Annotated in this window: 14 protein-coding genes and 2 pseudogenes; all 16 read right to left on the reverse strand. The window is 38.4% G+C overall.

The genetic code is table 11. The annotated features are described in order from the left end of the window. Positions 1–228 precede the first annotated feature (228 nt). Positions 229–409: pseudogene (locus PUN32_RS13440) on the reverse strand (DUF645 family protein). A gap of 299 nt (positions 410–708) precedes the next feature. Beyond that, positions 709–1,752 (reverse strand): GTP pyrophosphokinase, encoded by a 1,044-nt coding sequence (locus PUN32_RS13450; protein WP_274723661.1) that lies wholly within the window; start codon positions 1,750–1,752, stop codon positions 709–711. A gap of 192 nt (positions 1,753–1,944) precedes the next feature. Continuing rightward, on the reverse strand, positions 1,945–2,001 hold the full coding sequence (locus PUN32_RS14150; RefSeq protein ID WP_274723676.1) for a hypothetical protein: 57 nt from the start codon (positions 1,999–2,001) through the stop codon (positions 1,945–1,947). A 470-nt stretch (positions 2,002–2,471) separates the two neighbouring features. Continuing rightward, entirely contained in the window at positions 2,472–2,660 is a 189-nt protein-coding gene (locus PUN32_RS13465) for a DUF645 family protein (protein ID WP_274723663.1), read from the reverse strand. Positions 2,661–2,998: 338 nt separating this feature from the next. Continuing rightward, positions 2,999–3,193: pseudogene (locus tag PUN32_RS13475) on the reverse strand (DUF645 family protein). Between the two features lie 282 nt (positions 3,194–3,475). Then, on the reverse strand, positions 3,476–4,090 hold the full coding sequence (locus tag PUN32_RS13480; protein ID WP_274723665.1) for an FtsB family cell division protein: 615 nt from the start codon (positions 4,088–4,090) through the stop codon (positions 3,476–3,478). A 171-nt stretch (positions 4,091–4,261) separates the two neighbouring features. After that, positions 4,262–4,894 (reverse strand): hypothetical protein, encoded by a 633-nt coding sequence (locus PUN32_RS13490; protein WP_274723666.1) that lies wholly within the window; start codon positions 4,892–4,894, stop codon positions 4,262–4,264. A 119-nt stretch (positions 4,895–5,013) separates the two neighbouring features. Then, positions 5,014–6,450, reverse strand: coding sequence for a toll/interleukin-1 receptor domain-containing protein (locus PUN32_RS13495; RefSeq protein ID WP_274723667.1), 1,437 nt, complete (start codon positions 6,448–6,450; stop codon positions 5,014–5,016). A gap of 167 nt (positions 6,451–6,617) precedes the next feature. Beyond that, complete coding sequence (locus PUN32_RS13500) at positions 6,618–7,118, reverse strand: opioid growth factor receptor-related protein (RefSeq protein ID WP_274723668.1); 501 nt, start codon at positions 7,116–7,118, stop codon at positions 6,618–6,620. A gap of 162 nt (positions 7,119–7,280) precedes the next feature. Further along, complete coding sequence (locus tag PUN32_RS13510; protein WP_274723670.1) at positions 7,281–7,673, reverse strand: hypothetical protein; 393 nt, start codon at positions 7,671–7,673, stop codon at positions 7,281–7,283. Positions 7,674–7,893: 220 nt separating this feature from the next. Continuing rightward, complete coding sequence (locus tag PUN32_RS13515; protein ID WP_274723671.1) at positions 7,894–8,412, reverse strand: hypothetical protein; 519 nt, start codon at positions 8,410–8,412, stop codon at positions 7,894–7,896. A 123-nt stretch (positions 8,413–8,535) separates the two neighbouring features. After that, complete coding sequence (locus PUN32_RS13520) at positions 8,536–9,402, reverse strand: toll/interleukin-1 receptor domain-containing protein (protein WP_274723672.1); 867 nt, start codon at positions 9,400–9,402, stop codon at positions 8,536–8,538. 173 nt (positions 9,403–9,575) lie between these two features. After that, complete coding sequence (locus tag PUN32_RS13525; protein WP_274723673.1) at positions 9,576–9,863, reverse strand: type II toxin-antitoxin system RelE family toxin; 288 nt, start codon at positions 9,861–9,863, stop codon at positions 9,576–9,578. Continuing rightward, positions 9,853–10,104, reverse strand: a complete 252-nt coding sequence (locus PUN32_RS13530; RefSeq protein WP_274723674.1) for a type II toxin-antitoxin system Phd/YefM family antitoxin — start codon at positions 10,102–10,104, stop codon at positions 9,853–9,855. The genes PUN32_RS13525 and PUN32_RS13530 overlap by 11 nt, the downstream gene beginning before the upstream one ends. Positions 10,105–10,304: 200 nt before the next feature. Beyond that, positions 10,305–10,883, reverse strand: a complete 579-nt coding sequence (locus tag PUN32_RS13540; RefSeq protein WP_274723675.1) for a hypothetical protein — start codon at positions 10,881–10,883, stop codon at positions 10,305–10,307. 169 nt (positions 10,884–11,052) lie between these two features. Beyond that, positions 11,053–12,405: a B12-binding domain-containing radical SAM protein gene (locus tag PUN32_RS13545; protein ID WP_055035823.1), complete on the reverse strand. Its 1,353-nt coding sequence runs from the start codon at positions 12,403–12,405 to the stop codon at positions 11,053–11,055. Between the last annotated feature and the right edge of the window lie 130 nt (positions 12,406–12,535).

Raw genomic sequence — 12,535 nt, forward strand, 5'->3', positions numbered from 1 at the left:
TCCATACTCAATCGACACTGCTCTGCATTGCTCATGTGATCCCGTCGTGACCTAACGCCCGCCTAAGGGGCTGGCAATGCACAGCCCAATTTAACGCATAACAAATTAACCACAAAAACCTGCCGCATAACAAAAATGCCACGCGTTGACAGTCCCTCTTGAGGCGCTTGTTAGTTTCGTAGCCGATTGTTTAACAATGATTTTTCACCAAAATATTTGAACCACATTTTATGCAAAATCATCGAGCAAACACACGTCCAGCATCAAACGCTGTGACGTTGGCTGCCAAAATTCAAAGCGTTCAAGGTTGAGTTGGCCAATAACCGGCTTTCAAACAAAGAAAACGTACTCACAGCGATGTTGCAGCTTTTGTGAAACCAAATTTGCCGTGTGGACACTTCCACAAAATGGATGCATCAAAGTTTGTTGGCTTTAGCGATCTTGTGCCAACAACATTTTCAACGCTTTCTACCTAATCAGCATCAAGTAAAGCACAAAAGCCAATTCGTAAACTTTGAGCACCAAAATCCGAATTATCGAAACCATTAACGCAAATTTTATGAATTTTCTTGATAGAAACTAACGCCCGCCTAAGGGGCTGACAACGCATACCACTAAATTCAAACACAACAACCGTAACCATCACGGCTCATTGGGACTGGAAACGCCACGCGTTGACAGTCCCTCTTGAGGCGTTTGTTAGTTTTATTATCCAATTTCATCATATTCAGAAGGGGCATCATGCAAATACCAAGCATCCTTAAATGCTTGATACTCTTCCGTTGGAATTAATTTACCGTAAATATCCTCATCTGGATCTAACACCCAATCAAATTCAACTCTATCGAGCATTCCTTTCCAGTCATTTATTACCATCCAGTCTCTGACATATCCAAAAATATTACTTGAATAACCTATTTCCTTACATGTTTCCGCGTAACCAACAGGAATAATATCATTCAAATCCCTTGCCGTTCGTATTCCATACTGTTCCAATTCAACTATTAGATCATCTAATCCATGCTTATATAAAACATTACTCAATTTAATATTATTTTTTTCTGCCCATGAATTAACAAACTCCTGAAGACTAATAGCATCAATAGGATAATCAAGCTCACCAATATTATTTTTCTCATGAACAGCTCTAATATAACCATCAATTTCCCGAGATAACTGGCTAAAACCTTTGTCTGCAATTTCTAACATTCCAGCATATAGATATAAGCTCCGCTCAATTGTAGGTGGCAATTTACCAGAAAACTTATAGTTCCTATCATGAGCCAACTCTGCCCATGCATGTTGTAGAACAGTTCTAACTTGAATTTCAAATTTAAGTCCATCTAGACCTTCAAACTCTGGTAATTTTGTCCGCACATTACCTAAATCACAAACAAAGTGAACCGAACGATAACCAATTTGGTCTACTGATAATCTTTCATCTTGGTTGAGAGAGTTTGCTTTGTCTACATTAAATGAGCTTGCAATTATCTCAGATATTTTTTCTATATCAGACTCAAAGAATGCTATGACTCTAATTCCAGATAAATCCGTCATTTGATCGGCAGGTTTTTTATATGACTTCCTCTCAATTTTTTCTAATGCACTTTTTCGTTCTTTTGTTCGCCCACTGACTGAAAGATAATCAATTTCCTTCGATTTAAATAGGTTTTCTAGAATTGTTACGACTGACTCAGTGAGTCTTTTATGTGCAGGAAGAATACTATTCAACCAAACTTCATTTTGTTTCATTATGACTCCATAAAACTAACGCCCGCCTAAGGGGCTGGTAACGCTACAAATAAACTCAACGCATAACAAATTAATCACAAAGCCCAAAGTATTACAAAAACGCCGAGCGTTAACAGTCCCTCTTGAGGCGCTTGTTAGTTTTGTAGCTCATTGTTTAATGATGACTTTTTATAAAAATATTCGAATCAAATTTTATGCAAAATCATCAACCAAAAACACGTCCAGCATCAAACGCTGTGAAGTTGGCAACCGAAACTCAAAACAATCAAGGTTGAGTTAGCCAATGACCAGTTTTCCAACAAAGAAAGCGCACATAAAGCGATGTTGCAGCTTTTGTGAAACCAAACTTGCCGTGTGGACGCTTCCACAAAATGGATGCATCAAAGTTTGTTGGCTTTAGCGATCTTGTGCCAGCAACCTTTTCAACGCTTTCTACCCAATCAGCATCAAACAAAGCACCAAAGCCAATTCGTAAACTTTAAGCACCAAAAGCCGAATTATCGAAACCATTAACGCAGATTTAATCAACTTTCCTGATAAAAACTAACGCTCGCCTAAGGGGCTGGCAACACACAACCCAATTTAACGCATAACAAATTAACCACAAAAATCACCGCATAACGAAAATGCCACGCGTTGACAGTCCCGCTTGAGGCGCTTGTTAGTTTTGTAGCCGATTGTTTCAAAATGATTTTTCACCAAAACATTCGAACCACATTTTATGCAAAGTCATCGAGCAAAAATACGTCCAGCATCAAACGCTGTGAAGTTGGCTGCCAAGACTCAAAGCGATCAAGGTTGAATTGGCCAATGAGCGGATTTCCAACAGAGAAAGCGCACTCACAGCGGTGTTGCAGCTTTTGCGAAACTAAACTTGCCGTGTGGACGCTTACACAAAATGGATGCATCAAAGTTTGTTGGCTTTAGCGATCTTGTGCCAACAAGATTTTCAACGCTTTCTACTCAATCAGCATCAAACAAAGCACCAAAGCTGATTCGTAAACTTTGAGCACCGAAAGCCGAACTATCGAAACCATTAACGCAAATTTTATGAGTTTTCTTGATAGAAACTAACGCCCGCCTAAGGGGCTGACAACGCACAGCCCAACTTAACGCATACCAAATTCACCACAAAACCTGCCGCATAACAAAAATGCCGCGCGTTGACAGTCCCTCTTGAGGCGCTTGTTAGTTTCGTAGCCAACTGTTTAACAATGATTTTTCACCAAAATATTTGAACCACATTTTATGCAAAGTCATAGCGCAAAAACACATCCAGCATCAAACGCTGTGAAGTTAGCGGCCAAAACTCAAAACGATCAAGGTTGAGTTAGCCAATAACCAGCTTTCCAACAAAGAAAACGCATTCACAGCGATGTTGCAGCTTTTCCGAAACTAAACTTGTCGTGTGGACGCTTCCACAAAATGGATGCGTCGAAATTTATTGGCTTTAGCGATCTTGTGCCAGCGACATTTTCAACACTTTCTACCCAATCAGTATCAAGCGAAGCTAAAAAGCCAATTCGTGAACTTTGAGCATCAAAAGCCGAATAATCGGAACAATTATCACCAATATTTACGAATTATCTTGATAGAAACTAACGCCCGCTTAAGTGGTGAGCAACGCAATGCGATGCTTCCGCATACCACCTAAATCACTACAATCAACGCATGGTAAAAATGCCACGCGTTGCGAATCCGTCTTGAAGCGTTTGTTATGTAACTAATATCTACGGCTATGAACCAATGGTGTTCCGTTATCTCCCGTTATATCAAGAATTTCACATATCAGCGCATAATACTCTGGATGTATCCCCTCCACCTGCTTGCCATTTCTATGGGTGTTAATAGAGCGTATATTTGGGTACTGATGCCAACTATTTGTTTTTGATATTACGTTATTTACTTGCCAATGCTCCTTAAAGCGCAATTGAACAAACATCGTTACATAAGCCAAAATTTCATTAAAAGTACTTGAATCTAACTCATTCAGAGAAGCAGGAGCGGATAAACCAGTAATTTTCTCTACTCTATACTGGAAAACTGATTTCTTACCTGACTCGAGCATATCAAGCAAGCTGTTAAGTGCATCTTTCTCTGTAGATAATGCATCCTTTTCCTCTTTAAGGTTATCATTTTCAGCTTTAATGCTTGCTAACTCCTCTTTGAGTTTGCGCAATTGTGGGTGCTCAACTACGTCAACTAATTGTTTTCCTTTGCTCAAGCCATCAAATACACGTTTAGCACTACTCAAGCAGTATTCTTCGTGAATACGGAAACCATTTATCAGGACACTGTAAACAGTCCCTTTGTCATTAACTTCTCTTTTTACTTCCAAGATCTTCTATTCCAAACTCAAAACTACGAATAGTTACATAACGCCCTGTTAAGGTGTGAGCAACGCAATACCGAAGCCGCCGCATACTACCTTAAACACTAAACACAAGGCATAACAAAAATGCCACGCGTTGCGAATCGCTCTTAAACAGTTTGTTATAAGCGTACTTTTTTAGTCTTCGGTAGGCAAAATTGTAAACATGGTATCGAAATTAGATTTTAAACGCTGAACATCTTCAGAGTTAACATCGCTTTTCAATAACTCAATATAACTAGAAAAATCTTGAATCAAATCATTAAGTAGTTTTTCTTGGTTAATAAATATTTTGCCGCCGTTATCATCAAATAATAGCGATCTATCAAATTCGTTACTAAAAATCACTCCACTTTTTATCATCCCATTATGAAATAAACCACACCTAGTTTTATTATAGAGATTACTTAGTTCATCGTTACTATATTGATTTGGATAAATTTTATTCATAGATGAAAAAAAGAAAGCACTACTGTTACGATTGCTGCTTTGACCTGTCTTATATTGCTCAACTCCTTCAATGTAGGACATGCAAACCATTATGACTAAAAATGCATTGTTAAAACTATCATTTTCAACCAACGACTTAGCTGGGTTTAAAAACCATCCAGTAACTTCTCTTTCATATATTGATACTTTATCACTAAATAAGGTGGGATCTAATTGCACATCGTTCTCTTCATCTTGAACAAATGGAACTCCATTGTTATAACCACCTCTCATTCTAGGTGCCACTAAAATTTCTTGTCCCATAAGCAATTGTTTTGACATGTTAACCTCTTTGTAATTGAAAGCTTATAACGCCGCATTAAGGTGTGAGCAACGCTACCACTAAACCCAACGATGGAATGAAAAATGCCAAGCGTTGGGAATCACTCTTAAATGCTTTGTTATGCTCGTGTTGCTAAATGCTCGAAACCTAGTAGTGCTCTCGGGCTAAATGATTCAAAACCCCAGCTAGGGACACTCTGGGAGTCACTATCATAGACTTCCAATAAACGTTCTAAATCGCTAATGTCGTTTATTCCCAAAGCAAATTTTACCTGCTCGAAGTAAGATTTGGACGATGAACGTGCAAACATTTCAAATGGATTATTGAAATGACCTAAATAAACCAAAGTGACGGGGAACCATCGTTGGTAGTAACTTTCTTTATTAAGATCAGAGCGAATAAACAGTAAAAAGTCTGCCTGCATCAAGTGCTTAAACTCAATGCCTAGACCTTTAGAGCGCTCTTTGAGCAAGTCTGCATGAACAGAAAGGCGATTTAATTTTAATCGCCGATTACGGTAATCAAGAGACCTCAGATATTCACGAAATATATGATACTCAAACATCGCTGGTTGCCCATATTGAACTTTTCCTTCGATGTAATACTGCTGAGACAACAATTTTCCTGTTAGCTCAAACTGCTCATTTTTTAGTAAAATAGCTATCGTGTATATGAACAACTCATGCACAATAAACTTAAAGTTATCAAAGTCCGACTCTCTCCATGAAGTGATATGGCTAGGCTTGTCCATATAAGGAATTAGAGACTCAAAAAAGCGGTGAATTTTATGAATATTATCTTCATTTGGAGCATACTGAGAAATAGCGAATATCAGAGATATATACTCATTGCGGTATGGTAAAAAATTCTCGATATTCGAAATTAGAGCATCATCAAATTCACCGTCAACATCTACGAGCCTAAATCTTTCAAGATTAACTGAGAATGTATTCAGGTACTCATCGAGTGCACCTGATGCAAATGGTTTGCTTTCCTTAATTGCAGATAGCGCTCTTTTCTGGCTCGTTGTCGTACCCAGTGAAATACTATCACTTTCTTCTAAGAATGATGGCTTGGCACCAATTTGAGGACGAGTGTACAAGGGTTTATCATAAACCCAACGCAGAAGCTTCTCGTAATTATCCGTATATTTGTCTGGTTCACTTAAGTCGATATAAATACGTGATTTATAATACGTAGGTAAAAATGCCTTCCCGTTTTCATCACGATTTGGGATTATTGCCACAAACTTACTTTGTTCTTGGTCTTCGTAAACTTCTCGTGAAATTATTTGGGTTTCTGTTCCCACTCCACCAGAGCGACCATCGGCACGAGAAGCATAAGCTTCATCGCATATCATAGCGACTTTCTTAACAGTCGGGTCAGTTACCATTTTCTCCATGAAAGCAAATGCATCGTGACCTTCTTTAAGATCCCACTTATCTAAGATCACATGGATACCAGATTCTGTGAGTTCTGTTGCTAGATCAATAACCCATTGCTCATGTTCTGGGGTTGACCAGCAATACGAAATAAATAATTTTGGATTTTCCACTAATCTTACCTCCTACGATTAGAGCATAACGCCCTGTTAAGGGGTGAGCAACGCAATACAAAAGCCGCCGCATACCACCTTAATCACTTAAACCAACGCATAGTGAAAATGCCACGCGTTGCGAATCCCTCTTGAACAGTTTGTTAGTGCGCTTTTTCAGCGATCCCCTAACCTTTAAGCGCATTACGCCAATACTCGACCGTTTTATCTGAAACCATGCTAGTTTCTCTTGCTGCTGCCACTAGAAAGTCACACAAATTAGTCGCTACCTGCTTATTACCGAGTAAAGACAAACTACGAATTGCACGGGTCAGGCGAAGTTGGTTGTGGTCATGACTTTTAAGCCAGACATGGTTAGCAGGACTTAATACCAGTAATGAAGAAATTTCACACCCATCTCGCTGTAATCCCCAAAACTCAAGTAAAAGGTCGAGAGCTTTTAAGTGAGCAACACGCAATTCTTCTGAATTAGCAAAAGCATCTCGATCTGCTTGAGTTACCAAAGGAGCATGTTGATTGAACTTAGTACCCTCATCTATCGGGAAAAGAACTTGAATATACTTATGATCATGCTCTAGCCAAAAGTGGTTATATGCTAACAACTGCTCAATATTACGACCAAATTTATCTGGAATTTGGCCAGATATGAAGCGAGCAATTTCACTCATTTTAAATCCTACTGATGCTAATTTTATCTTTGCGCACTAACGCTCGCCTAAGGGGCTGGCAACGCACAACCCAACTTAACGCATAGCAAATTAATCACAAAACCGGCCGCATAACAAAAATGCCGCGCGTTGACAGTCCCTCTTGAGGCGTTTGTTAGCTTTTTATTTGATAACAAATATTGCTCTGCCGGAAACTGCCTGCTCTGATACAGGAATCAAATACATGCTTCCATCAAAATTAGTAGAAAGAATAGATGATATGTTTTCACTAACTGTAGTTAATATAACTCCATTAGCACCAATTTTTGCAGCTTGTCTTTTCAATTCTTCAATAGCATAGTTTTGACTATCTTGTTGGGTAATTCCCATATCACTAGATGCCTTCACTATCCCTATAGTTTCATATTTCTCTGGGGCATCTAAATATAATTTTACTTCATTAAAATTTAGCTCTGCTCTTTTTTCTCCGGTAACAATAGCTGACCCTGACGCACAACCATTCAAAAGAATTGCAAACAAAATAACCAATACAAACTTTAACCTTGAAATAAACATATATTCACCAAAAATATAACAACAAAAACCAAGTGATTTGAAAAGCAATTAGCCATCACTCCCAACTATGCATAAAAAGCTAACGCCCTGTTAAGGGGTGAGCAACGCAATACCGAAGCCGCCACATACCCACTTAATCACTTAAATCAACGCATAGTGAAAATACCACGCGTTGCGAATCCCTCTTGAACAGTTTGTTATGTGTTGTTTTCACGTTCACCTATTGCTCCGCTGCTTTAGGCTCTTTATTCGCGCTATTTGTTAAAGATTCGACCTTTTGATTAATAAAAATGTAGAGATTCGATGCAAAAGCACCAACAAGTACTGCAACCAAAGCCATGGAATAAAATTCGTTACTACTTTCACTAATAATTGCCTCTCCAGATTCAGCACTCTTTGCAATATACGGAGTTAGCAAAGCGATAAAAACTTTACTCTTAATTCCAAGCCATGAAAAAGATGACATAAGACCTGAAGCTGCAATTATTTTGATGTTGTCTCGGAAGCTTAATCCAGAAATCATCACCCTTGTTGCAGCGGCTATGAAGCCAAAAATGAAAGGTACGATTAGAAGCAACAAAGCATTCATGGTTTCATTAAGGACCACAAGCACTTCTTTTTTTAATTCGAAAATCTCGGGATTCTGGCGAAAAACAAACCAAAATAAGATAGCTAAAGCATAAATGAACATTGTAGATATCATGATTTTTTTCATGGTGCTAATTAAAAATACTGACATAATTTCCTTTAATTTTTTAACTTGATTAAAACACATAACGCCGCATTAAGGTGTGAGCAACGCTTGGCTATACTTGAGCGAAGCGAAAATGCCAAGCGTTGCGAATCACTCTTAAATGCTTTGTTATGCCTTAGTTTCTCCAGAGCGAAGCACTTCTGTCATATGATTATAAGCTTGAGAGATTAGGCTAGTCGTATTTACCAAAATATCTCTTCCAGTATCTTCACCTAGACGTCGCGAACCAACTCTTACTTTATACACTTCTTGAGGTAAGTTGCCCTGTATAACCATATGGTCAACATGCTCTCTTTCAGATACTAACCTCGGGCGATAATCTTCACCTGTTGAAAAATGCTCATTTAAAACGCCAATTATATAGCTACGAGCATATTCTTCATTATGCTCAATGCAGTTCTGATGATATTTTTTTGTTGCAAATGGAGATGCGAGTACTTCTATGTTTGTTAGACATGTAAACGGTTGATTTTTAGCCTGTTCGACAAAGTTTAAAATTATCGCAAAATTACCATTTACATCTCCCCAATCAATCGACCAATCAGTGTGATATTGAGGAGCATTACTTCGAGCCAAAAAAGGGTTCGTTACTTTAGCTATTCCTTCAACAACAGTTTTTAAACCGTCATCAAAGTTAGTTCTAAAATCGGCGTATAACTTTCCTCGTGCAAATAAAGGAATGTCACAGTCTTCCAGAAGAACAGGCATTACAACAACCCGCTTTTCTTCCAGCTCACGAAGAAAGCCTGCTGATAATTCCTTTTTACACCATTCTGATGCAATTGAAGCTTTAGACATGATAACCAATAGAGCGCTTGCGCCATCAGCCGCTTCCTGCACTTTTTCGATAATTGAATCGCCAATACTCAATTCCCAACGATCCATCCAGACATTCACATTATTCTGAACAAGCTGAATTGCTAGCTTATCAACAAAATCCTTATTCTCGTGCGAATAACTAATAAAAATTGGCATCTAAAACTCCTACTATTTAGACTATTTGTGCAAATTTACATCTGAGGCATAACGCCCGCCTAAGGGGCTGGCAACGCACAATCCAAATTAACGCATACAAATTAATCACAAAACTTTCCGCATAACAAAAATGCCACGCGTTGACAGTCCCTCTTGAGGCGTTTGTTGTGCCGCTAACTGAAGCGTGAGGCCAGTTTTTTATAGACAGAATCTTTGTCACGCTTACCGACAGCAAGTACATAGACAACAATCTCATCGTCAATAACTTCATAAGCCAAACGGTAACCCGCTGTACGAAGTTTAATCTTATAAACTGCATCGTATCCTCGAAGCTTAGCGGAAGAAACGTGCGGATTTTCTAATCGCTCCTTGAGCTTCTTTTTGAACTGACTCTGAATTGTCGGAGCTAACTTACTCCACTCCTTTTGTGCTGCCGGTAGAAACTTTAACTTATAGGTCATCAATATTTACTTCCACAGCTTGTGATAAATCCGCTCGGCGGCTATCTACAATTTGGGAAAGCTCATAATCATCGAGCATATCGATGAGATACTCATATGTTCCCGCTGGTACAAGGTAAGCCGCTGGCTTATTGTGGTTTAAAATTGCAATTGCAGCCCCATCAGCTTCGTTCAGTAAAGCAGTTGGATTCTTCTTTAACTCTGAAATACTTGCAGAGCAACTTGCCAAAACCTGTCTCATAAAACACCATATAAGCATCAAAAACAGACCTAATTTTAGACCTTAATTTGAATCAGCGATAGTTGTTTTTTACGACAGCGGCATAACGCCCTGTTAAGGTGTGAGCAACGCAATACCGAAGCTTCCGCATACCACCTTAAACACTAAACGCAACGCATAGTAAAAATGCCACGCGTTGCGAATCACTCTTAAACAGTTTGTTAGCTTGCGCGCACTATCAGTCTAAAATCAGAGAACGTTGTCTTCCCACTTAGGATTTCATTAATCAACTGCTGAGTAAGGCGAATAGCCACTTTATATGGGCAACCATTAAGCATAAAAGTGATCGTAACCCTTTGCCCTACCCATAACTTTTCAGGCTCTAAGCCCACAGTTTCCTTTTGAAGGATAATTCTGTTAGTGGCTATTTTAAAAAGTTCCGCTATTGGAAATTCGTATGACTCTCCAGATACTAAGCCTCTTTCAAATAAAGTTGGGAAAATAGCATCATATGATGATGCCTTTTGAAAGTGTGCGTTTAGATTATACAGCCGAGTCAGGGAGTAAGTATTTCGTTTAAAACGGTTCTCATGAACAGCAATAAGGATTTCATGAGCAATTAATCGTTCTGTTGTAGACGTACAGGTAATGACCAAGCGATTGTCATGAACACTCGGGAATAAGTTACATATTTTTGCTAAATTTTCAGCCAATTTGTAAGAGCGAAAAGCAGCGATTGCACTAGCAACTGCTGCGAAAAAACTACAAACTGAAACAATGATACTAATATTTTCTACCACAAATATTCCTGATTACCTCCTCAACTGAATAGCAAGCTAACGCCCGCCTAAGGGGCTGACAACGCATAACAACCTAACTTAAACACAACAACCGTAACCACTTCGGCTCATTGGGACTGGAAACGCCGCGCGTTGACAGTCCCTCTTGAGGCGTTTGTTATGTGGCCATTTATACTTGACTCACATCGAATGAATAATCACCACTTTCGGATTTTATGTCTTGTAGGAACTCATCATATGTATAGTCTCTTGAAAAATAAGAAAACGATTTTAAATCAAAATATTCTTTTGCTGTCATGAAACTTCGAGACAACTCCTTAGAAATACTCAAAGATGCGTCATGATTTATTGAAGAACTTAAGTTGAAACGAGTAACTCCTTCTAATGCGTTTTTTCCATAAATACTAGCTCCAAACGAAAGTAAAGTTTTTATAAACTCAGATTTCTTATTATCCCAGCCAAAAGCTAAAACAGGACCAACTGAGACACCTTTTATGTAATTTCTATGCTGATCTAACCATTTATATGTTTCTTCAATTGTTCTACTTGATTCGCCTGCATAAAGCATAACATTTACTTTAACATCTATACCTGCATTATGAGCTTGTTCCAAAAGATTCGATGCACGAGATAAATACTTCTCTGGTGTTTTTGATTTACCCATTCTCTTAATCTGAGTTGGACTGGCACTTTCTAAGCCAAGATCTAAGACCTTCATCCCAGCCTTCGCAAGTTCAGGAATTTGTTTGATAGGGAACGTATCCGCCCGCGATTCTGAACGCCAAAAATAAGAATGGGAGTGGTTCATTCTTTGTTTAGTGAGCTCTTCAAGCCAGCTTATTGTTGGCTTAAACATCGAAGCTTCAAAGTATGGAGACATTGGATTTAGATCATCATTCAACAATATATCGGAAGCTTCTGACGTAATCTGAAAGGGGGATTTTAGTGATTGTAACTTCTCGTCTTTTTCCTGACAAAAAGAGCATTTCATGCCACACCCACGAGAAACCTCAATACTAGGTTGATAAAGCTCCCTTTTATCAAGGAGACTATAATCTAATGGGACATAACCATTGACCTTTTCAATTTTCCTTCCAATAAGATCTGAAATTTGATTTTCACCTAAACCGTCAACAATTTTGTCGACATGAGGTAATAGCTTTGCTAATTGATTAATCTCACCATCAATAACCCAACGACCACCTATAACAATCTCTTTTATCTTTAATTCATTTTTTAGTATTTTAGTAAAGCCATCAACCCAACTAATCGCATAAAAACTTGGTATAGAAATAAAAACAGGAAATTTTGACTCAACTATACCTAAGCTTAGACAATAACTTGCGAATTCTTTAGGTTCCGTAAAATTACCATGTAATTGAATTGGAACCAAACCCGATCTTTTTATAAGTGAGGCTAATGAAAGAAGGCCATAATTTAAATATCTATTTTTCTTATTAATTACATTTGCATCTTTTTTAACTGTCAACTGACCAGCACTAATACAAAAAACATCATACATTAAAATTTAACTCCCACTTTTATAATAATAGTTAGACGACCATAGCCATTTGGACGCATCACGCCAATGCCGTGCGTTGTGAATCTGTCTTGAATCGTTTGTTAGGTCACGACCAAATGGGTAAAAAGTC

The sequence above is a fragment of the Vibrio chanodichtyis genome, from assembly GCF_028863985.1.
GTDB lineage: Bacteria > Pseudomonadota > Gammaproteobacteria > Enterobacterales > Vibrionaceae > Vibrio > Vibrio chanodichtyis.